The organism is Ensifer sp. Root127 (genome assembly GCF_001425225.1).
GTDB classification, from domain to species: domain Bacteria; phylum Pseudomonadota; class Alphaproteobacteria; order Rhizobiales; family Rhizobiaceae; genus Ensifer; species Ensifer canadensis.
In genome coordinates, this window is sequence record NZ_LMDX01000002.1 from 103,463 (window position 1) to 125,716 (window position 22,254).

General features: G+C 62.7%; 19 protein-coding genes. 9 read left to right on the plus strand and 10 right to left on the minus strand.

Annotated elements, in window-relative coordinates; translation table 11 throughout:
* Positions 1 to 15: 15 nt before the first annotated feature.
* From choW to ASD03_RS07270, 5 genes are all read left to right on the plus strand, one after another.
* Positions 16 to 861 carry a choline ABC transporter permease subunit gene (gene choW / locus ASD03_RS07250; RefSeq protein ID WP_025427988.1) on the plus strand — a complete coding sequence of 282 codons (846 nt, stop codon included), beginning with the start codon at positions 16 to 18 and terminating at the stop codon, positions 859 to 861.
* A complete protein-coding gene (choV, locus tag ASD03_RS07255; RefSeq protein WP_025427989.1) occupies positions 858 to 1,907 on the plus strand; it encodes a choline ABC transporter ATP-binding protein in 1,050 nt (349 codons plus the stop codon). The genes choW and choV overlap by 4 nt, the downstream gene beginning before the upstream one ends.
* A gap of 90 nt (positions 1,908 to 1,997) precedes the next feature.
* The gene (locus tag ASD03_RS07260) at positions 1,998 to 2,741 is read left to right on the plus strand and encodes a HugZ family protein (protein WP_025427990.1); all 744 of its coding nucleotides are present in this window, start codon (positions 1,998 to 2,000) and stop codon (positions 2,739 to 2,741) included.
* 119 nt (positions 2,742 to 2,860) lie between these two features.
* Positions 2,861 to 3,205, plus strand: a complete 345-nt coding sequence (locus tag ASD03_RS07265; protein WP_025427991.1) for a metalloregulator ArsR/SmtB family transcription factor — start codon at positions 2,861 to 2,863, stop codon at positions 3,203 to 3,205.
* A 297-nt stretch (positions 3,206 to 3,502) separates the two neighbouring features.
* Positions 3,503 to 4,549, plus strand: a complete 1,047-nt coding sequence (locus ASD03_RS07270) for a Gfo/Idh/MocA family oxidoreductase (RefSeq protein WP_025427992.1) — start codon at positions 3,503 to 3,505, stop codon at positions 4,547 to 4,549.
* Here ASD03_RS07270 and ASD03_RS07275 read toward each other — a convergent pair.
* Both ASD03_RS07275 and ASD03_RS07280 read right to left on the minus strand, forming a co-directional pair.
* A complete protein-coding gene (locus ASD03_RS07275; RefSeq protein ID WP_057212589.1) occupies positions 4,544 to 5,680 on the minus strand; it encodes a Gfo/Idh/MocA family oxidoreductase in 1,137 nt (378 codons plus the stop codon). The genes ASD03_RS07270 and ASD03_RS07275 overlap by 6 nt on opposite strands.
* A gap of 12 nt (positions 5,681 to 5,692) precedes the next feature.
* Positions 5,693 to 7,951 carry a glycoside hydrolase family 9 protein gene (locus ASD03_RS07280; protein WP_239637558.1) on the minus strand — a complete coding sequence of 753 codons (2,259 nt, stop codon included), beginning with the start codon at positions 7,949 to 7,951 and terminating at the stop codon, positions 5,693 to 5,695.
* Positions 7,952 to 8,300: 349 nt separating this feature from the next.
* Here ASD03_RS07280 and ASD03_RS07285 point away from each other — a divergent pair, with 349 nt between their 5' ends.
* Both ASD03_RS07285 and ade read left to right on the plus strand, forming a co-directional pair.
* Positions 8,301 to 9,629, plus strand: coding sequence for an aspartate aminotransferase family protein (locus tag ASD03_RS07285; RefSeq protein WP_025427995.1), 1,329 nt, complete (start codon positions 8,301 to 8,303; stop codon positions 9,627 to 9,629).
* Between the two features lie 89 nt (positions 9,630 to 9,718).
* Complete coding sequence (ade, locus tag ASD03_RS07290) at positions 9,719 to 11,416, plus strand: adenine deaminase (protein WP_025427996.1); 1,698 nt, start codon at positions 9,719 to 9,721, stop codon at positions 11,414 to 11,416.
* A gap of 12 nt (positions 11,417 to 11,428) precedes the next feature.
* Here the strand turns inward: ade and aac(6') are convergent, their stop codons facing one another.
* Entirely contained in the window at positions 11,429 to 11,890 is a 462-nt protein-coding gene (gene aac(6'), locus ASD03_RS07295; RefSeq protein WP_025427997.1) for an aminoglycoside 6'-N-acetyltransferase, read from the minus strand.
* The gene (locus tag ASD03_RS07300) at positions 11,890 to 13,527 is read right to left on the minus strand and encodes an alpha-glucosidase family protein (protein WP_025427998.1); all 1,638 of its coding nucleotides are present in this window, start codon (positions 13,525 to 13,527) and stop codon (positions 11,890 to 11,892) included. The genes aac(6') and ASD03_RS07300 overlap by 1 nt, the downstream gene beginning before the upstream one ends.
* 179 nt (positions 13,528 to 13,706) lie before the next feature.
* On the opposite strand from ASD03_RS07300, the gene ASD03_RS07305 reads away from it, so the two are divergent.
* The gene (locus ASD03_RS07305; protein ID WP_057212591.1) at positions 13,707 to 14,621 is read left to right on the plus strand and encodes a sugar kinase; all 915 of its coding nucleotides are present in this window, start codon (positions 13,707 to 13,709) and stop codon (positions 14,619 to 14,621) included.
* A gap of 109 nt (positions 14,622 to 14,730) precedes the next feature.
* On the opposite strand, the gene der is transcribed toward ASD03_RS07305, so the two are convergent.
* The 3 genes from der to ASD03_RS07320 form a co-directional block, all read right to left on the minus strand.
* Positions 14,731 to 16,161, minus strand: coding sequence for a ribosome biogenesis GTPase Der (gene der / locus ASD03_RS07310; protein WP_025428000.1), 1,431 nt, complete (start codon positions 16,159 to 16,161; stop codon positions 14,731 to 14,733).
* Positions 16,162 to 16,278: 117 nt separating this feature from the next.
* Entirely contained in the window at positions 16,279 to 16,947 is a 669-nt protein-coding gene (locus ASD03_RS07315; RefSeq protein ID WP_057205758.1) for a tetratricopeptide repeat protein, read from the minus strand.
* Positions 16,948 to 17,040: 93 nt separating this feature from the next.
* Positions 17,041 to 17,628, minus strand: a complete 588-nt coding sequence (locus ASD03_RS07320; RefSeq protein WP_057205760.1) for an NnrU family protein — start codon at positions 17,626 to 17,628, stop codon at positions 17,041 to 17,043.
* Between the two features lie 132 nt (positions 17,629 to 17,760).
* On the opposite strand from ASD03_RS07320, the gene ASD03_RS07325 reads away from it, so the two are divergent.
* Entirely contained in the window at positions 17,761 to 18,780 is a 1,020-nt protein-coding gene (locus ASD03_RS07325) for a polysaccharide deacetylase (protein WP_025428003.1), read from the plus strand.
* A 21-nt stretch (positions 18,781 to 18,801) separates the two neighbouring features.
* Here the strand turns inward: ASD03_RS07325 and sbmA are convergent, their stop codons facing one another.
* The 3 genes from sbmA to map all read right to left on the minus strand — a co-directional run bounded on the left by sbmA (position 18,802) and on the right by map (position 22,248).
* Positions 18,802 to 20,061 (minus strand): peptide antibiotic transporter SbmA, encoded by a 1,260-nt coding sequence (gene sbmA, locus ASD03_RS07330; RefSeq protein ID WP_025428004.1) that lies wholly within the window; start codon positions 20,059 to 20,061, stop codon positions 18,802 to 18,804.
* A 152-nt stretch (positions 20,062 to 20,213) separates the two neighbouring features.
* On the minus strand, positions 20,214 to 21,413 hold the full coding sequence (locus tag ASD03_RS07335; RefSeq protein WP_164474910.1) for an MFS transporter: 1,200 nt from the start codon (positions 21,411 to 21,413) through the stop codon (positions 20,214 to 20,216).
* Between the two features lie 82 nt (positions 21,414 to 21,495).
* A complete protein-coding gene (gene map, locus ASD03_RS07340) occupies positions 21,496 to 22,248 on the minus strand; it encodes a type I methionyl aminopeptidase (RefSeq protein ID WP_025428006.1) in 753 nt (250 codons plus the stop codon).
* Between the last annotated feature and the right edge of the window lie 6 nt (positions 22,249 to 22,254).

Genomic DNA, 22,254 nt, shown 5'->3' on the forward strand with positions numbered 1-22,254 from the left:
AGACGGATTCACCCTGTGGAATTTCTGACAGAATACCGCATTCCCATTGGCGGCTGGGCCAAGGCGTTCGTCGACTGGCTGACGACGAACTTCGAGTTGTTCTTCGACCAGCTCGCTCGCTTCCTGTCCGGCGTCGTCGGCGTTCTGCTTTATATCTTGCAGACGCCGCACCCGCTGATCGTCGTTGCGGTTATCACCGCACTCGCCTGGTGGTTCCGCCGTTCGCTCGGCGTGACACTGTTCACCGGCCTCGGATTGCTGCTGATCATCAATCAGGGCTACTGGAAGGAAACGACGGAAACGCTGGCGCTGGTGCTGGCGGCCAGCGTCGTCAGCATGGCCGTCGGCGTTCCGCTCGGCATTGCCGCCGCGCGCCGGGCCTGGGTCTACTCCGTCATGCGGCCGATCCTCGACCTGATGCAGACGATCCCGACCTTCGTCTATCTGATCCCCGCGCTCATTCTCTTCGGTCTCGGCATGGTGCCGGGCCTGATCGCAACGGTGATCTTCGCCATTCCCGCACCGATCCGCCTCACCCGTCTCGGCATCATCTCGACGCCGCCCTCGCTGGTGGAGGCGGCACAGGCCTTCGGCGCGACACCCGGCCAGGTGCTGCGCAAGGTCGAGCTTCCCTTCGCCATGCCGCAGATCATGGCGGGCCTTACCCAGACGATCATGCTCTCCCTGTCGATGGTGGTCATCGCCGCACTCGTCGGCGCCAACGGCCTTGGCGTTCCCGTGCTTCGCGCACTGAACTCGGTGAACGTCGCCAAGGGTTTCGAGGCTGGTCTCTGCATCGTCATCCTCGCCATCATCCTCGACCGCCTGTTCCGCTCGTCCGACGAAGGAGAGGGTGCATGACCGACGCCGTCGTTTTCAAGAATGTCGACATCATCTTCGGCAACAATCCGCAGACCGCGCTCCAGATGGTTGACCAGGGCAAGACCCGTGACGAAATCGGCGCCGCAACCGGCCTGGTGCTGGGTGTCGCCGGTGCGTCGCTCGCGATCAACGAGGGTGAAATCCTCGTGTTGATGGGGCTGTCAGGCTCTGGCAAGTCGACGCTGCTCCGCGCCGTCAACGGCCTTGCGCCCGTCGTTCGCGGCGAGGTCGAGGTCAAGACCGCAAACGGGCCGCTCAACCCCTATCGCACCACACCAAAGTCGCTGCGCGACTTCCGCATGCACACTGTGTCGATGGTGTTCCAGCAGTTCGCGCTCTTGCCCTGGCGCACCGTCGCCGACAATGTCGGCTTCGGCCTAGAGCTTGCCGGCATGCCCGACGCGGAACGCAAGGCCCGCGTCGGCGAGCAGCTAGAGCTCGTCAACCTGACGAAGTGGGCCGACCGCAAGGTCAACGAGCTTTCAGGCGGCATGCAACAGCGTGTCGGTCTTGCCCGCGCCTTTGCAACCGGCGCGCCGATCCTCCTGATGGATGAACCGTTCTCGGCCCTCGACCCGCTGATCCGCACCCGGCTTCAGGACGAACTGCTCGAATTCCAGCGCCGCCTGAAGAAGACAATCGTCTTCGTCAGCCATGACCTCGACGAGGCGTTCCGCATCGGCAACCGCATCGCCATCATGGAAGGTGGCCGCATCATCCAGTGCGGAACCCCGCAGGACATCGTCAGAAACCCGGCGAACCAGTATGTCGCCGATTTCGTCCAGCACATGAACCCGATCAGCATGCTGACGGCAAAGGACGTGATGCAGACCGGCATCCAACGCGGAGCGGCCGTGGCCGGCGTGACGGCGACCGCCAAGCCGACGACGCCGCTCGTCGATATCCTCGACGCCATGTCCCGACAGCCGGGCAGCGTCGGCGTCGTCGACAACGGCTCCGTCGTCGGCACGATCAACGCGCAAAACATCGTTGAAGGCCTGACGCGACACCGCAACAAAAGTTGACGAAAACGCACAAGAAGCCAATAAAAGCCCGGCACCAGTTCCGGGCTTTTTCGTCTGGAACCGCGCTTGAATTTCTGGAAGGACCGACGAATGACCGACAAACCGAACGTATTGCGCGAAACCGATGACGAGGCGCGCAAGCTTGCGCACACGCTTCTGCGCGGCGCACGCAGCGGCTCGCTTGCGGCGATCGAACCGGAGAGCGGTGGGTTTCCTTTCGTCAGTCGCGTTCTCGTCGGCATGGATGTCGACGGCGTGCCATTGATCCTGATTTCCAAGCTGTCGACCCATACCAAGGCACTGCTTGCCGACACGCGCGCCTCGCTGCTGACGGGCGACCCCGGCAAGGGCGATCCCCTCGCCCATCCACGGCTGACGGTTCAGTGCGAGGCCGAAGCGATCTCGCGTGATTCGGATGCCCATGCCCGCATCCGCGAACGATTCGTTCGCCGCCATCCGAAATCGAAGCTCTATGTCGATTTTCCGGATTTCGGTTTCTTCCGCCTGAACCCGTTACGCGCCAGCCTTAACGGTGGTTTCGGCCGCGCCTATGTGCTGACCGCGCAGGATCTGGTGATCGAATCACCCGCCACCGCATCGCTCGCCGCCATGGAAGCAGGCGCTATCGAGCATATGAACGCCGATCATGCCGAAGCGGTCAGATTTTACGCTGAAAAACTTTGCAACGGCCCGGAGGGTGACTGGAAAGTGGTCGGTATCGACGCTGCCGGCCTGGATCTGGCCCTTGGCGACCAACTGAAGCGGCTCGAGTTCCCCGCGCCAATGCGGGACAGCTCGGAGTTACGGCCACTTTTGCGCGAACTTTACGGTTAATCGCTCGCCAGATACCCCCATTTCTTGCAGTAGGTGGTTGCCCTTTTATGCATCACGACTAATTATCGTCCTTCGTCAACCATAACTACGTGTGATGTAATTTTCGCATGGAGCACGCAATGCAGCCACTTTCGCCTGAAAAACACGATGAAGCTGAGATAGCAGCTGGCTTCCTCTCGGCCATGGCAAATCCTAAGCGCCTTCTCATCCTCGATTCCCTTGTCAAGGAAGAGATGGCTGTCGGCGCATTGGCCAATAAGGTGGGCTTGAGCCAGTCCGCCCTGTCCCAGCACCTGTCCAAACTGAGAGCCCAGAATCTGGTCAGCACTCGCCGTGACGCTCAGACGATCTACTATTCCAGCTCGTCCGACGCGGTCATGAGAATTCTGGGTACGCTCTCCGATATCTACGGCGTCGAAGCAAATGCCGTGACAGAAAAGACTTTGGTCCGCCGCTCGGCCTGACCTACTCAGTCCGTAACAGGGATCATGCCCTGAAGTAGCCCCACACGAGAAATCGCGCGGGGCTTACTCTTTTCTGGAAGATCGGCAGACGGGGCAAGCCATTGCCCGGCCGAAGTGCCTCGTTGCCCAGGTAACATCGACCGTCAATGTTGCCAGGGGCTTGCCTGCGATGTTTACGCGGCCTTGAGGTTTCGGGGTCAGGATGCGCCCGGACATTACAGCGCCGCGCCTCAAATATGACGCGCAAAGGACGCTGTAGCATTTTGAACCTACTGCCGGGACATCGGGTTTCACGCAATGCAAGACAAGGTCCGTTGGGGCATCGCTGGTACCGGCGCGATCGCGAACAGCTTCGCGTCCGATATCCAGTTTACCGGCAATGCTGAGCTGGCCGCTGTCTATTCCCGGAGCAAGGAGAAGGCCAACGCCTTCGCCGCCCGTTTCGGCGGCATCGCCAGCCATTCCAGCATCGATGCCTTTGCCGCCGATCCAGGTATCGATGCCGTCTATGTCGCCTCGCCAAACGCCGTGCACCTGGAGCACGCGATCGTCTTCCTGTCGGCGAACAAAACTGTGCTGGTCGAAAAGCCGCTGGCAACGTCGTTCGACGATGCGCGCTCACTCGCAGCCTTGGCTGCAGCCAAAAACCTTTTCGCCATGGAAGGCATGTGGACCTGCTTCCTGCCAGCGATCGCCAAAGTCCGGACCCTGCTCGGCGCAGAGGCTCTCGGCCGCATCCGGCATGTCATAGCCGAGCTTGCCTATGAAAAACCATTCGATCCCACCAGCCGCTTCTTCGACGCAAGGCTCGGCGGCGGATCGCTGCTCGACCTCGGCATTTATCCACTGTCCCTGTGCCTCAACCTGTTCGGACAACCACGGGCGGTCGACGGACGCTGGCAAAGCGCGCCCACCGGCGTCGATCTTTCGGCCGAAATGCGGCTTTCCTACACCGGCTTCCAGGCCCATCTTTCCTGCGGCTTCGACCGCGACGGCGACAATCGGTTCATCATCGACGGCGATCGCGGCACCCTCGTCATCGACGCGCCGTTTCTGAAGGCGAGCCGACTGTTTCTTGGCGACAACGGTCTTGTCCGCAAAGTCATCGCACCTCGGGGCCAGGGCCCGTGGGCAAAGATGCTGACGCGCATTGCCAGGCGCGTCTCCTTGCCCGGCCTTCAACGCTTCGATCTGCCGTTCCCGGGCAACGGACTGCAATTCGAGATCGAGGCGGCAAGTGCGGCGATCCTGGAGGGCTGGCACGAGCACATCCTGATGCCGACATCGCGCAGCATCCAGGCGATCGAAATCATCGAGACGATCCGTGCTTTACCGCCGTCATAGATCGAGCGGGCGATAGCCCTGACGACCGCTGTTGAGCGCAAGCACGATCTCGGTCAGATGGCGCGCGGTCGCGCCGGAGAAGTACGGCGTTTCCCCACGAGCGATCGCCTCGGCCTGGGCGGCAATCCCGCCAACGAAATCGATCTTCGAGGGATAGGCGGGCAATTGCGACGCCACGACCCGGGCAGGATAGCGTACCTTCCGGCCGGCATAGAGCCGGAGCGGCAGCTTGCGGCCGACCTTCCACTCGACCCAGTCGAGGATACGGTGTTGCAGCGGGCGCTTCGCCCCGAAGGCCTCCAGATGTATGGGCGAGCGGTTGTCCCAGAGATCGCGCACGACGATGGTGCCCTTGTCGCCGATGATGGTCAGCGAGCGGTCGCGCGGAGCCGCAAGCCCGCAGGTCACACGAGCCGTCACGCCGGAGCGGAAGGAAAGGCAACCGACCGAAAAATCCGGGCCAAGGCTTAAGTTTTCCGTGCCCGGCCCCTTGTCCGGGAAGGTCAGGGCGGAAATGGCGCTGACTTCGGCAACCGGTCCGAACAGCGAAACGAGCCAGCTTGCGGCATAACCTGCATGTTCGAGTGTGCAGCCGACTTCGAACTCATGCACGCCGGGCCAGCGGGCGCCGGAACGGCTGCGCCACTCGCGCCAGTTGGCTTTGAACACCGGACCATCTTCCATTTCCGCATAGACGAGGCGTGGCGTGCCGATGGCGCCGCTCGCAAGAAGCGAGGTGCAGAGCGCGTGCGCTTCGCTGAGCGCATTGGCCGGCGCACCGGCAAGCACCATCCCCCGCACTCGCGCCAGATCCACCAGCTCGCTGGCCTGCTCGACATCCATGGCCAGCGGCTTTTCGCAATAGACATGCTTGCCGGCCAGAAGTGCTGCGCGATTTACCATGTAGTGGCTTTCCGGCGTCGTCAGATTGACGACGATCGTGACCGCGGGATCCGCCAGCGCCGCGTCCAGTGAAGCGTAGCGGTTGACCTTCCAGTAGCCGGCAAACGCCGCCAGGCGGGCTTCATCGCGATCCCAGACGCCGGCGAGGCGCAGTTGCGGATGGTTGGCAAGCGTCGTCATGTAGTAGTCGGCAACGAAGCCGGTTCCGACAAAGGCTATCCCGGTCATTGCTGCAGCCCCCTAGCGTGCGTCGGCAAGGAACGACGCGACATAGACGAGCGGCGCATTCCAGTTGATGGTGATCTCATTGGAGCCATAAGCCTCGATATCGTCGGCATAGCAGGTCTGCGGCGCACAGCCCTGCAGCCGCTGCTTGGCGATCGCATCCACCGGCGTCGAATTCGGCCCGCCGGCAAGCGAGCCAACCGGCGGATTGGGCAGGGTCGGGTCCACCTGGTGCGCGTACCAGCGGCTGTGCTGGTTCTCGGGCGAGCGCGCGCCATAACCTGTAATGTAGGACATCGCCATGGCATTGCGGCCGAGAATGTAATCCATGCTTTCGCGCGCGGCATTGAGGAAGGCCTTGTCGCCCGAAAGGTCGAAGGCCGTCGACAGGACGATGATGTTTTGCAGGATCAATTGGTTCGATCCCCAGTCGTACTGGTGGTTCGCCGGGCGGTAGATCTGCCCGAACGGTTCCGCTGCCTGCAGCGACAGGAATGTCCGCGCGGCCGTCAGAACCGAACTTCGCACCATGTCGAGTTCGGCCTTGGGCAGGGCTACGCCGTAGAGCGCCAGCTGCAGCCGGGCGAAACCGGCAACATTGCGCCAGTGGAACGCGCCGGTCGACGGCAGCACATCGCCGGACCAGTGCGGAGAAGCGCGCAGCGCATCGAGGTACGTCGCCTCTCCGGTTGTCAGGAACAGTTCTGCCGCGGCCCAATAGAGTTCGTCCGACGCGTCGTCGTCATCGTAATCGCCGCCGCCCGAATTGCCGTCGGATTTCGGCGCGAGCAGGACCGGATTGGCATTGGCCGCCACCCATGCCTTGCGCGCTGCCGAAAGCAGCGTTGCGGCAAAGGTCGGGTTGTCCTTCGCGAACAGCCGCGAGGCCTGCGCGGCAACGGCCGCCACATCGAAGGTCGCCGCCGTCGAGGGCCGGTGCAGCGCCCGCGGTTTCGGATCCTCGCTTGGCAGCATCGGCGGCGACGACCACTCTGTGTCATGGATCTTGTGGTGCACCATCCCGGCAAGCGGCTCACCGTCCGGCACCATCATTGCAAGCAGGAACTGCAGCTCCCATCGCGCCTCGTCGAGCAGATCGGGAATGCCGTTGCCGCTTTCGGGAATGTGCGAAAGCCGATCGCCGAGGACGGGCGAGGCAGCACCGCCAAAGACACGGCCGCGCTCGAATGTCGCCAGCAGCTGCGCGACCGAGACCGCACCGTTGACCGCGTATTTGCCGTGATCGCCGGCATCGTACCAGCCGCCGGAAACGTCGAGACGATAGGAGCAGGACCAGTCGCCATAGAGCGCCTTGGCCTCGTCGCCAGTCAAGCAGCCGACTGATTGGTCGCCCTCGTTCGGCGCGACGCCGATATGCCCAGCCGGCCTGGCATAGGCCTTGCCGGCGATATCGCCGCGGATCTGGATACCGCTGCGCTGCGGGTAGAACCAGGAGAGCGCGTCTACGCGCAGGCGGCCATAGAGATCGTCAGAGATCGAAAAGCGATCGCTAGTCCAGTCACCGGAGACCAGTCGGTACCCGTTGCCGGGAACGGCATAGGCGGAAAAGTCCGCCACGTGCGTCCTGACGCCGGCGGACGGATCAAACCCGCTCGGTCGCGTTGTCCCCTCGCCGACGACGGCATCGCCTGCATCGATCAGTTGGAAGGAAATGGCGCGGCGCGCATCGGAGATCACCGTTGCCCGCTTTGGACCATCGGTGAAATAGCCGAGCTGGTTCACCCGAATGGCCGGCCCCTGGTTCGCTCGGCTGGCCGCACCAGCAGAGGCCTCGATCTCCACCAAGGACAAGTCATCGATGCAGAAGCGCCAGGATTTTTCAGCGCCGCCGAGCGGGAAAATCAGTTGGGCCTCATCCTCTTCGGAGGCCATGAAATCTGCCGAAAACGGCGCACGCTCCGGCGCGCCTGCGATGCTGAACTCGCTCTGCACCGTCCAGGGCTCGGCGCCACGCTGGATGCGGGCGGACACGGCACGGGCAGGATCAGCCGCGGTCGACAGCGAGAGCCTGTAGTGAAGGCCGGGCTCGAGTTTCAACCCGTTGACACCAATGAGCCTGTCCCAGGTGTCACCGCCCGCCGAAACGTCGGCACAAAGCTGCCTTCCGCTCCGGGTCAGAGCCACGCCTTCCCCGGCCCAAAAAGTGTCCCGGCCTTGCTCGAAGCGTCCGTCGACGATCAGGTCGGCGGCCGCGGCCATGCCTGGCAGAAAGAGGACGGCAATGGCCGCCGGCGCTATCCCCAACCTCGACACTGTCTCGCCACTCCGCATCTTTCGCCACCGGACCGCACCGTCGGGGGACGGCGGGAAACACTGCCATGGATCCGGCGATACACGGCGCGGTAGCGTTGACGCAAACAGGTTAAACTTGAGAAAACGTCTGAGCCGATAACGGAAATTCCCACTCTTGGGACGCCTCGGATAGGCGGGCATTTGCCACCAGCGGAATATACCGCACTCGAATTCCGGGGCGCGCCCTGAGCGATAACGCGCCGGCGCTCCAGACTTGACCCGAACCGGCGCCCTGATAGTTTGACCAAAGGGTAAAAGAATCCAAGCGGGCGCGATCGCCCGACACGGGACCATGCCGAGGAGAACTGGAATGTCGAACCGCCTCAACACCACGCCGAACGACCTGCGCGCCTTCTGGATGCCGTTCACTGCCAACCGGCAGTTCAAGAAGGAACCGCGCCTCTTCGTCGGCGCGAAGGACATGCACTATACGACGCATGACGGTCGCACGGTCCTCGACGGCACGGCGGGTCTCTGGTGCGTCAATGCCGGCCATTGTCGCCCGAAGATCACCGAGGCGATCCGCGAACAGGCAGGCGAACTCGACTATGCGCCGGCCTTCCAGCTCGGACATCCAAAAGCCTTCGAACTGGCGAACCGCCTGGTCGATATCGCGCCTGAGGGCATGAACCACGTTCTCTACACCAATTCCGGCTCTGAATCGGTCGAGACCGCGCTGAAAGTGGCGCTCGCCTATCACCGTGCCAAGGGCGACGGCTCGCGCTTCCGCCTGATCGGCCGCGAGCGCGGCTATCACGGCGTCAATTTCGGCGGCATCTCGGTCGGCGGCATCGTCTCCAACCGCAAGATGTTCGGCACGCTCCTGACCGGCGTCGACCACATGCCGCACACGCACCTGCCGGCCCAGAACGCCTTTACCCGTGGCGAGCCCGAGCATGGCGGAGATCTGGCGACCGAGCTTGAGCGCATCGTCACCCTGCACGATGCCTCGACGATCGCTGCCGTCATCGTCGAGCCGGTTGCAGGTTCGACCGGCGTGCTGATCCCGCCGAAGGGCTATCTCAAGAAGCTGCGCGATATCTGCACCAAGCACGGCATCCTGCTGATCTTTGATGAGGTCATCACCGGCTTCGGCCGCCTCGGCACGCCGTTCGCCGCGCAGTATTTCGACGTGACGCCGGATATCATCACCACCGCGAAGGGGCTGACCAACGGCGTGATCCCGATGGGCGCGGTGTTCGTGACCTCGGAAATCCATGACGCCTTCATGAACGGCCCGGAACACCTGATCGAGTTTTTCCACGGCTACACTTATTCCGGCAACCCGATCGCCTCGGCTGCAGCGCTTGGCACCCTCGACACCTACAAGGAAGAGGGCCTGTTGACACGCGCCGCCGAGCTTGCCTCCTATTGGGAAGACGGCCTACATTCCCTCAAGGATTGCCCTAATGTCATCGACATCCGCAATGTCGGCCTGATCGGCGCGATCGAACTGCAGCCGATCGCCGGCGAACCGACCAAGCGCGCCTTCAATGCCTTCCTGAAGGCCTACGAAAAGGGCCTTTTGATCCGCACCACCGGCGACATCATCGCGCTGTCGCCGCCGCTGATCATCTCCAAGGCAGAGATCGACGAGCTGTTCGACAAGCTTCGCGACGTTCTCGTCAACAATATCTGATTGCGTCGTCCATCTGCGAATAGGGCCCTTTCCCCGGCAACGGGGAGAGGGTTAATCTTATCTACGGGTCTGAAGTGAGGGGTGCAGAGATGTCTAGGGCTTTGGAACGAATGATCGACCAGGGCGTCGGCCGCGAGCCGGCCGACATCGTGCTCAAGGGCGGGCGCTTCTTCGATCTGGTGACGGGTGAACTGATCGCCTCCGATATCGCCATATCGGCCGGCCGCATCGTTGGCACCTATGGCGATTATGAGGGACGCGAGGAGATCGATATCTCCGGCCGCATCGTCGTTCCCGGCTTCATCGATACGCATCTGCACATCGAATCCTCGCTCGTCACCCCGCATGAGTTCGATCGCTGCGTGCTGCCGCTCGGCATCACCACAGTTATCTGCGACCCACACGAGATCGCCAACGTGCTCGGCACCGAGGGCATCCAGTTCTTTCTCGATTCCGCTCTCGAAACCATCATGGATATCCGCGTGCAACTGTCGTCCTGCGTGCCGGCGACGCATCTGGAGACCGCGGGCGCCGACCTGCCGATCGAAAGATTGCTGCCCTTCCGGGATCATCCGAAGGTGATCGGCCTTGCCGAGTTCATGAATTTCCCCGGCGTCATCCACAAGGATCCGGTATGCCTCGCCAAGCTCGAGGCGTTCCAGGGTGGGCACATCGACGGGCACGCGCCGCTGCTGCGCGGCAAGGACCTCAACGGCTATCTCTCGGCCGGCATCCGCACGGAACATGAGTGCACCACCGCGGACGAGGCGATGGAGAAGATCCGCAAGGGCATGCATATCCTGGTGCGCGAAGGTTCCGTCTCCAAGGACCTGCACGCGCTGATGCCAATCATTACCGAGCGGCTTTCGCCCTATCTGGCGCTCTGCACCGACGATCGCAATCCGCTCGATATCGCCGAGCAGGGCCACCTCGACCACATGATCCGCACCGCGATCGCCGCCGGCGTCGAGCCGCTGGCGATCTATCGCGCCGCCTCGATCTCGGCCGCGCGCGCCTTCGGCCTTCGCGACCGCGGCCTTGTGGCCCCCGGCTGGCGCGCCGACCTCGTCGTCGTCGACAGTCTCGAAAGCTGCCGGGCGCAGATGGTCTTTTCCGGCGGCCGCCGCGTCACCGACGCACTGTTTGCCACCCGCAAGCCGGTCGCCCCCGTCGGCCTCGACAGCGTCAAGGCCGGCCATGTCAATGCCAGCGACTTCGGCGTGCCCTACTCCGACAGCGAGACATCCGTCATCGGCGTCCTGCCGGGCAAGATCATCACCGAGCACCGCCGCTACCGGCTGCCCGCGGATGGCAACGAGACCGGCGTCGACCTCGGTCGCGACATCATCAAGGTGGCGGTGATCGAGCGCCACGGCGTCAACGGCAACCACGCCAACGGCTTCGTACAGGGGTTTGGCCTGAAGAAGGGCGCGATCGCCTCGACGGTCGGCCATGACAGCCACAACATCTGCGTCGTCGGCGTCAACGTCGAGGACATGGCGACCGCCGCCAATCGCCTTGGCGAGATCAAGGGCGGCTTCGTCGTCGTCGAGGATGGCAAGCTCACCGGCGAGATCGCGCTTCCGGTCGCGGGCCTGATGAGCCTGGAACCGCACGAATCCGTGCGCGACACCCTGCACCATCTGCGCCAGGCGGCATTTGCGCTGGGCGCCACGCTGGAAGAGCCATTCCTGCAACTTGCCTTCCTGCCGCTACCGGTAATCCCGCACCTGAAGATATCAGACCGCGGCCTCGTCGACGTCGACAAGTTCATGCTGATCGGCTGAAGCGCGGCTCGCTCAGTTATCCGCGGCGACCGACAGCTCTTTGCGGAAATAGACGACGCGTTCGGTTTCCTCGAAGCCGAGCGCCATATGCAGGCCATGGCTTTCCAGATTGTCGATATCGGTGTCGGATGCAAGCTCGCGGCAGCCGCGACTGATCGCCCAGCGTTCCGCCGCGGTAATCAGCGCCCGCGCAACGACATGGCGGCGATAGCCCGGAAGCACATAGATGCCTTCGAGGAAGGCAACAGGCGATGTCTCGCAGCCGTTGACGTAGTCGGTGCGTAGCGACACTTCGGCGAAGCCTACCGCGACACCGGCATCGTCCTCGCAAAGAAACGCGGCCTGTCGCTCGGCTGCAGCCAGACTGCTATCGATCTCGTCGCGGTGCACGGCGGCCGGCGTGTCGGACCAGAGCGCAAGCCGCATCTCCAGCCAGCGGCCGACCATCTCCCCGTCCATTAGCAACACACGCATCAGAGCTTCCCGCAATAGGCACTCAGAGCATCGAGTTTCAGCACGCCGCCGGCGACCCGCACCGATTGACCCGGCAACGGCACGCCTTCCATCGCCGCGTCGGAAACGAGAAATTCCTGCGGCACGCGCGTCAGGTTGAAGACGAAGAGCAGCCGCTCGCCATCCTTCTCGCGGATGAATGCCAGCAGGTCGCGGTTGCTCTCGATGAACGACATGTCACCATCGTGCAGGGCCGCATGCGACCGGCGAAAAGCCAGCATGGCGCGATAATGGTTGAGCACCGTGCCAGCGCCAGCCTCCTGCGTATCGACCGCCAGGCGGGCCTGCTCTGTCGGCACCGGCAGCCACGGTTTTCCGACGGAGAACCCGGCATGCCTGGCGGCCGCCTCCCACACCATCGGCGTGCGGCAGCCATCCCTCCCCTTGAACGACGGCCAGAAGCGGATGCCATAGGGATCGCGTAAATCCTCGAAGGCAAGATCCGCTTCCGTCAAACCCAACTCTTCGCCCTGGTAGAGGCAGATCGAGCCACGCAAGGTCGCCAGAAGCGTGATTGCCAGCTTTGCGACCACTTCCCGTTCCGCATCGCTTCGCGCAAAGCGGCTGACATGGCGCATGACGTCGTGGTTGGAAAAAGCCCAGCACACCCAGCCGTCGGTGACAGCCTTCTGGAAATTGTCGACGCAGCGGCGGATATGACCTGCAGTGAAATCCGGGCCGAGCAGATCGAAGGTATAACACATGTGCAGCTTGTCGCCGCCGCTGGTATAGGCGGCCACGGTCTTCAACGATCGCGCGCCGTCCCCCACTTCGCCGACCGTCGTTCGGCCGCCATAACCATCGAGCAAGGCCCGGAACCGCTGGAGAAAGGCGACGTTTTCCGGTTGGCTCTTGTCGTAGAGGTGATCCTGCATGCCGTAGGGATTGACGTCGGGCGCATCATTGCTCGTCGCATCCGGATCCGGCACCAGCGGCGGATTGTCCCTGAGATGGCGGTCGTGGAAATAGAAGTTCACGGTATCGAGCCGGAAACCGTCGACGCCACGGTCGAGCCAGAAGCGCGCTGCATCCAGCACTGCATCCTGAACATCAGAATTGTGGAAATTGAGGTCCGGCTGCGAGGCAAGGAAGTTGTGCATGTAATATTGCTTGCGCACCCCGTCCCACTCCCAGGCCGGTCCGCCGAAGATCGAAAGCCAGTTGTTGGGCGCGGTGCCATCAGGCTTCGGATCGGCCCAGACATACCAGTCTGCCTTCGGATTCTCGCGGCTGGTCCGGCTTTCGACGAACCAGGGATGGCGGTCGGATGAATGCGAAATCACCTGATCGATGATCACCCTGAGGCCGAGGCGGTGCGCCTCCGCCAGCATCGCGTCGAAATCGGCAAGCGTGCCGAACATCGGGTCGACGTCGCAATAATCCGAGACGTCGTAGCCCATGTCGGCTTGCGGCGAGGTGAAGAAGGGCGACAGCCAGATGGCGTCGACGCCGAGCGAGGCGATGTGGCCGAGCCGCCGCGTGACGCCCTTCAAGTCGCCGATGCCATCATCATCGGTATCCTGAAACGAGCGCGGATAGACCTGATAGATCACAGCGCCGCGCCACCAATCGTCACCCGAAACCTGCTGAGACGCCATGCCCTGCCCCCGTGAAACCGATCTGTGCGCCAAGATGTAACCGCGCCCGGCGCGGGAGTAAACGCCGGAGGGCAGCCAAGTCATCGCTCAAATCTCAAGCGCCCTAAAAACAACTCTTGCCGAGACCGGTCTTGAACCTTATCCCGTCAGCACGGCAAAAACCAAAGGGAGAGAAGACGTTGGCGGGAACGATGCTTTCGATCGGGGAGTGCATGGTCGAACTGATGCAGGCCGAGGGCGGCCTGTTGCGCAAAAGCTATGCCGGCGACACCTTCAACGCCGCCTATTATGCACACCTGTTCCTGCCGATCGACTGGTCCGTCGCCTATTGCTCTGCCGTCGGCACCGACACGGTTTCCGACGAAATGCTCGCCTTCATGGCCGAGAAGGGCATCGACACGGCGGCCGTCCGCAAAATCGAGGGTCGCACGCCGGGCCTCTACATGATCCATCTGAAGGACGGCGAGCGTAGCTTCTCCTATTGGCGCTCGGCTTCAGCAGCGAGACTTCTCGCCGATGACCCAGAGCATCTGCGCCGCGCCATCGAGGGCGCCGATCTCATCCTGTTTTCCGGCATTACCCTTGCGATCCTGGCGCCCGAGGCGGTGGAAACGCTGCTTGCCGAACTGCGCCGCGCCAAGGCCGCGGGTAAACGCGTCGTCTTCGACCCCAATATCCGTCCTCGCCTTTGGGACGACGCCGAGCGCATGCGCCAGACACTGACGGATGGCGCCCGTGCCGCCAGCCTGGTGATGCCGAGCTTCGACGACGAGGTCACGCATTTCGGTGACGGCTCGATCAAGGCGACGATCGAGCGCTACAAGGCGCTGGGTGTCGCCGACGTGGTCGTCAAGGACGGGGAAAAGGGTGTGACGCTGGCGTTCGAGGGATCAGAAGCAAGCCACGTCCCGGCAACGCCGGTCGAGCGCGTGGTCGACACCACCAGCGCCGGCGACAGCTTCAACGGTGCCTTCCTCTCGCGTCTCGTCACGGGCGACACGCCGAGTGAATCTGCAGCCTTTGCCGCCCGCATCGCTGCCGGCGTCATCGGCCATCACGGCGCGCTGGTCGACAAGAACAAGCTCGTCGACTGAGGCATCGCCGCAGCCGACCGCCGCTTGCGGATTTTGGGCATGATAGCATCCCTTGCGCGTCAAAATCGACGCGAGGGGCTGCAAAGACACAGACGCTGCCGCCGATGGCTCAGCGCTTCTTGCGCTTATTCTCGAAGGGATTTTCCGACGCGCGATAGTGGATGCGGATCGGCACGCCCGGCAGGTCGAAATCGTTGCGCAAGCCATTGATCAAGTAGCGGGTATAGGATTCCGGCAGCGCGTCGGGCCGCGTGCACGAGATCATGAAGCCCGGCGGGCGGGCCTTCACCTGCGTCATGTATTTCAGCTTCAGGCGGCGGCCGGAGACAGCCGGTGGCGGATGCTGCACCTGCTGGGAATCGAGCCAGCGGTTGAGACGCGCCGTCGAGATACGGCGGTTCCAGGTCTTGTCGGTGTCGATGATCGCCTGCATCAGGCGGTCGAGGCCGTAGCCGGTATGGCCGGAGATCGGTATGGCGCGAATGCCGCGCGCCTGCGGCAACAGCCGCTCGGTCTTTTCGCGAAGATCGGCAAGCACGGCCTGCCAGTCCTCGACCAGATCCCATTTGTTGAAGGCAAGCACGGCGGCCCGGCCTTCGCGAATGATGAGATCGACGATCTGCAGGTCCTGCTTTTCGAACGGAATGGTCGCGTCGAAGACGATGACCACCGTTTCGGCAAAGCGGATGGCGCGCAGCGCATCGGCGACCGAAAGCTTCTCCAGCTTCTCCTGCACCCTGGCCTTGCGACGCATGCCCGCGGTGTCGAACATCTTGATGGTGCGGCCGCGCCAGTCCCATTCGACCGAAATCGAATCACGGGTGATGCCGGCTTCCGGCCCGGTCAAAAGCCGGTCTTCACCGAGGAAGCGGTTGATCAGTGTCGACTTGCCGGCATTCGGCCGGCCGACGATCGCCACGCGCAGCGGCTTGGTCTCGTCATAGGCAGGCTCGGCCTCGTCGTCCTCTTCCGCCGCTTCGCCGGTGGTCGGGCGCAGGTCGATATCGGTCTCGGCAACGTCGTCTTCCTGAGGATAGGCACGGTCTTCGCCGATCGCAGCGACGATCGCGTCGCGCAGATCGAGCATGCCCTGGCCATGTTCGGCCGAGATCGGGCAAGGATCGCCAAGACCGAGCGTGAAGGCGTCATAGAAGCCGCCGTCGGAACCGCGGGCCTCGGACTTGTTGGCGACGAGCACGACCGGCTTGCCGCGCCGACGCAGCATCTCGGCAAGTGTGTTGTCGGCCGGCGTCAGGCCCCCTTTGGCGTCGACCACGAACAGCGACAGGTCGGCCTCGTCGATCGCGGCTTCGGTCTGCGCCCACATGCGGCCCTGAAGGCTGTCGGGTGCGGACTGTTCCAGGCCGGCGGTATCGATGATGCGGAAGCGCAAGTCGATGAGCTTGGCATCGCCCGGACGGCGGTCACGGGTGACACCCGGCGTATCGTCGACGAGCGCCAGCTTCTTGCCAACCAGACGATTGAACAAGGTGGACTTGCCGACATTGGGGCGCCCGATGATGGCGACGGTGAAACTCATGAACGTATCCGTTTCCGTCCTGAAGCGCTGCACGTCGTCAAGACATACAGCGCTCCAACACTTTGAAAATCAACATATCCTTTCCAAAGGCCGGTGCCGGCCTTCAGGGATATGCGCTTAGGCTTTGCCGCTCGCGGCAATCACGTCGAGCAGCATCTGCGCCCGGCCTGCAACATTGCGCGGGCTCTGGGGATCATCGACGATCTGTTGGAACCAGCTCTTCGCCTTGGCGGTATCGCCGGCCTTGTAGGCAGCAAGGCCAAGCGCCTCACGGGCCGAGTGGCGCATATTGTTCTGCGGCACGGCCAGTTGTTCGACTTCGGCCGAAACCTGGTCATAGGTGCCGGTATCGACCAGCAGATAGGCGGCGCGCAGGCGGGCGGCGTCGCGAAGCGCCTCAGGCAGGCTGGTGTCTTTGCCGATCTCCGAGAACGCCTTGATGGCGGCATCGGTCTCGCCCTTCTCGGCCTGCAGCGTCGCCGCACGAAGGCGAGCCAGCACCGGATAGGCGCCATAGCCGTCCTTCTGCAAGTTGTTGAGGGCGGCCAGCGCCTCGTCGGCCTTGTTTTCCTTGGCGAGGTTCAGCGCCTGGAGGAACTCGTCGCCGGACTTCGACGACGCGTTGTCACGCCAGTAGTCGTAGCCGACCTTGCCGATGGTTCCGAGAACGATGAGCACGGCAATCGCCACGATGACGCTGCCGAAACGGGCCCAGATGTTCTTCATCTGGTCCGAACGCAGTTCTTCATTCACCTCGCGGATAAAGCTGTCGTCTTGGTTCGCCATCGATTGCCCCGGCCTCTCGGCCTTCCCTGCACGCTATTAGGATTTTGCGCCTTCTACCCGATTTTGCGGCTGTTGTAAGGGGGCGCGCGTTATTTAGCCGACAACCATAGGCGAAACACCGATCACCAGTTCGTGCAACTTCCACACAATCACGCCATAAAGGGCCGCACCAAGCACGATGGCGATGAGGTCGTAGCGATAGGAAACGAACGCCGGATAGGTGATTTCGCCGGCGCGCCAGCGCTTTTTCATCGAAATGCGCAGGATCACCGCCCAGACGAGGAAGGTGCCGAAGAGCAGCACCGACGACGTCTCGCCATTGGCAAGCAGGTGGGCAAGTGCCCAGATCTTGATTGCGAGGATCGCCGGATGTTTTGTGGCCGCGCGGATCTTGCCCGGGGGCAGATAGGCGGCCACAAGACAGATGCTGGCGATCAGCATCAGGGTCAGCGCGATGTGTGCAAGAAAGACCGGGGGCGTATAGAGCATGCCGGTGGTGGCGCGCGCCTGATCGAAGCCATAGGCAATCAGACCGAGGCCAACAAGCGCACAGATACCGTGGATCGCATGCCAGGCGCCGGTGCCGCTGCTCGATATCACCGATGCGCGCAGGCCGGGTGCAAAGCTGCGAACGAGATGGATGCCCAAGAAGATCACGATACCCAATATCAGTAGCGCCATGTCGTCACCCGTCCTTCATTATTGTTCTGTCGGCTATCGACATAGCCGGAGTGCACAGAAATTTCCAGACAGATCAAAGGATTGCCGCATTCCTGGATAAAGGGACGGCATACGCAAATCGTCGCAGATATCATGATCCGAACATTTATTGCCCTTTCCCTCGCCCTTTGCCCTGCCCTCGTCGCGGCTGCCGAACCCACGCCCGATATGGCCGCACCGACCGTTCCTGCCAAGGACAAGCAGCTCGTCATCGTGTCTTTCGATGGGGCGCATGACAACGCGCTGTGGGAGAAAAGCCTGGCGATGGCCAAGCGCACCAATGCGCATTTCACCTATTTCCTCTCCTGCACGTTCCTGATGACGCGCGCCGACGGCAAGCAGAGCTACAGACCGCCGGGGCTGAAACCGGGTCGTTCCAATGTCGGCTTTGCCCAGAGCCGAGAGGAAATCGCGGCCCGCGCCGGTCACATCTGGCAGGCCCATCTCGACGGTCACGACATTGCCAGCCACGCCTGCGGCCATTTCGACGGCAAGGGCTGGACGAAGGCCGATTGGCAAAGCGAATTCTCGACATTCGACATCGCCCTGCGCGATGCCTGGAAGAAGGCCGACAGGCCGGATGCCGAGCCGCAAGGCTGGGCGGAATTTGCCCGCACCGGCATCAAGGGTTTCCGTGCGCCCTACCTGTCGCTGAGCGACGGCCTGCTGCCAGCCCTGAAGGCATCGGTCTTTACCTATGACGCGAGCCTGGTGACCAAGGGGCCGGGCTGGCCGATGGAGAAGGACGGTCTGCCGCGCTTCGGCCTGCCGCTGATCCCGGAAGGGCCGTCCAAGCGGCCGGTGATCGGCATGGACTACAATCTGTTCGTGCGCCATTCCATGGGTATCGAAAACAAGAAGGACAGCGCCACCTTCGAAGCGCGCACCTACGAGGCCTACAGACAAGCCTTCGACAAGGAATATGCCGGCAACCGCATCCCGCTGCAGCTCGGCTTCCATTTCGTCGAGATGAATGGCGGCGCCTACTGGCGCGCGCTCGACCGGCTGCTGACCGAGGTCTGCAGCAAGCCTGATGTCGCCTGCGTCAGCTACGCCCAGGCGCTGCCGATGATCGAGCAGGCAAAAAAGAAGGCGGATCGCTCCGCCTTCTGATTGGTCCTCTCCTGGCCCAGCTTAGGCCAGTTCTTCCTCGCCACCAACCGCGATGAACTTCTGCTCGATTTCCGGCAGGGGCTCATCGTCGATTGCCGCTTCGAAGGCGCGCAGACGCTTGTAGATCGAAAGCAGTTCGACAATCGTCGGCCAGGATGAAACCAGGTACTGAAACGACGACGTCACCTGCCCGAAGGCACCCGAGATCTGGTTCAACGCGCCGAGTGTGATCTTGCCGGCGATGATCGACGGCGCCAGGATCAGCAACGAGAAGATGCCGTTGATCTGCAAATAGAAAATGCGGGCGATGTTGAAGTAGAGATAGTGGAAATAGAGCCGGAAATAGTTCCGGCGAACGTTTTCGAAGAGATCGGCGACCGTCGGCGGCTGAGCGCGATCGGCGTGGTCCTCACCATAGACCAGTTCCTTGCGGTAGGCCGCTTCCACACGCTGGTTGCGGAACTCGAGGCCCGGCAGCTTAATGCCGACGAGCGCCAGGAACACCGTGCCGAACAGCGACCAAAGCACAGCGGCCGTAACCAGCGGATAGGGAATGTCACCGACGATCGGCAGTTCGGTGACATTGGCCGAAAGCCGGATCAATACCGGCGTAAACGCAATCAGCGTCATCACGCTGTCGATCAGGCTGACGCCGAGGCCCTCCACCGTCGTGGAGAAGCGCATTGTGTCTTCCTGGACACGCTGCGAAGCACCTTCGATACGACGCAGCTTGCCCCAGTGGGCCATGTAGTACTCGTTCATCGCCGTGCGCCAGCGGAAGATATAGTGGCTGACGAAGAAGCGGGTCATGACCGCGACAGCGACAGCGACCAAGGCGATACCGAGGAAGACGGCGATTTCTCCGTAGAACTCTGCCGCGGTCACCACCTTCGTCTTCGAGACGATCGCCTGAATCAGATCCCAGAACGGCCCGTACCAATTGTTGATCGCGACGCTCACCTGCACCTGGAAATAGGTGACGAAAAGAATGAGGGCTGAGCCGAGGATCGACCAGTTCTGCCAGGGATGTGGCGAATAGACATACCAGAATGCTGCGAACAGCCCGACGACCAGCCCGAAGTAGAGATAGAACCAGAGGAAGGCGGGCGACCAGAAGGCAGAAATCCCGGTGATCGGCGGCGCATCCGAGGGCAAGGGCGGCATTCCGAAGACTGCACCCAACTGCTCGCCTTCACCATACCAAAAGGCGATGGCGACAAGCGACCAGACGACAAAGGAAATGAAAAAGAGCTTCGGCTTCGGGAAGAAAGATAGGAACAAAGTACGGCACTCTCGTTTCGGGGGAGGAGAACAACTCGCCTCTCGAAGCGCCGAAACTAGGGCAAAGCACCTTTTTCAACAATCAGGTAATATGAACGTTACCGTTATTTCATCATGTGTTACGGCAAGCGGCGCAACCTTCCCGCCGCCGCTCAGCGCGGCAGCGCCGCTGCGATCCGCCTGAGTTCGGCAACGATCACCCCGCCGCAGACGAACAGCACCGCGGCCGCGATCAAGGTCGGCGCTGCAAAGCTGCCGGTGCGCTGGGCCAACCAGCCGGCAACCACCGGACCGATGATCTGGCCGATACCGAAGGCCGCCGTCATCAGCGCCAGTGCCTTGCGCGGACTTTCCGGCGCCAGATGCCGGCCGATCTGCAGGCCGTAGGCGGTGATCATCATGAAGGTGGCGCCCAGCATCAGGCCACCGGCAAGCGGCGCATAGGGCAGCGGCAGGCTGACGGTGAGCACAAGGCCGACAGCCTCGGCCAGAAGACCGATCGCGTAAACACCGGCAAGCCCGAAGCGCGGCACGGCGAAGCGCCAGAGATAGACCGACAGCGCTGCACTTAGGCCCGTCAACAGCCAGGCAAGGAACTCGATGCTGTGGCCGCCGCTCGCGTCGCGGGCCATGGCCACCAGGAACGTGGCCGTGATCACGTAACCGAAGCCGAACAACCCATAGGTCAGCGTCACCACCGTCAGGGGGCGGGTCCAGGTCAGCGGCTTTTCACGTGCGGCGCCGTTGCCGGAGACGGGACCGGCCGGCAGCATCAGAGCGACGACGACCGTGCCGACAAGCGCGACAAGAGCGCCGGTGAACCAGTCGGCTTGCGACGCTGAAAGCCCGGCGGCGCCAGCGAGAGGTGCCAACCAGACGCAGAGCGAGGAGAAGGCGATGCCGAGCCCGACGCCGCCGAAATGCATGGCCGGCACATGTTCAGACCGCGCCAACAGCCCGTGACCAAGGACGATGCCGGAGATGAAGATCATCGAAAACGCGCTGGCAAGGCCGGCGAGAAAGCGGATGAGACTGAGCACCAAGACCGAGGACGTCAGGCCCATCGCCGCCAGCAGCAGTGTGGTTGCCGCGAGCGAAGCAAGCCCGATCCTTCGCTCCTGCCCATGCGCCCAGCCGTAAGCGCCAAGCACGGCGCCGGCGAGATAGCCGACGAAATTGGCCGAGGCGATGAGGCCGGCATCCGCCGGCGATAGGCCGAGGTCCGTCATCATCGCCGGCAGGATCGGCGTGTAGGAGAAGCGGCCGAAGCCCATGGCGACCGCCATGGCAATGGCGCCGGCGGTAGCGGTGGAGGCGAGGCTTGCGTGATGTGGTCTGTCGATCGTGGTCATAAGCAGTTTTATTGCACTGCAAAACGAACACCACAAATCACTATAATTGAATGTCCTATTGAAGGAATCGAACGATGGCCCGTCAGCCGGGCAGCGTCACCACCAACGGACCGCCGCGCGTGACGACGACCGTGTGCTCATATTGCACGGTCGGTGCCCGCGGTTCGCTGTAGAGCGTCCAGTCGTCCTTGTCGCCGCTCTCGGCCCAGTCCGCGCCCATCGAGAGGAACGGCTCGACGGTAAAGACCATACCGTCGGTCATGCGCCGCCGCTCGCTCGGATCCGGCCAGGTCGCGATCTCCTTCGGCTCCTCGTGCAGCGAGCGGCCGATGCCGTGGCTGGCAAGGTTGGTGACCAGCGAATAGCGGTTCTTGCGGGCGAAATCGCCGATCGCATTGCCGATCGCTGCAAGCGACTGGTCCGGACGCACTTGCTTGAGGCCGACCCACATCGCCCGCTTGCCGTCACGGCAGAGGCGGTCGATGGCTGCCGAGACCGGCGGCACCGGAAAGGAAGCGCCGGTGTCGGCGAAGATGCCGTCTTTCTCAGCCGAAACGTCGATATTGACGAGATCGCCGGCGCGGATGATGCGGCTGCCGGGGATGCCGTGGGCGATTTCCTCGTTGACGCTGATGCAGGTGGCGCCCGGAAACTGGTAGCAGAGTTCCGGCGCAGAGCGCGCACCTGCCTCTTCCAGCACCTTGCGGCCGATGGCATCCAGTTCCGCCGTGGTGATGCCCGGCTCGAGCGCTTCGCCCATAGCCTGCAGCGCATTGGCGCAGATGCGGCCGATTTCCTTCAGCCGCAGCAGATCTTCTTCGTTGTTGAGGGTCATCCGTGT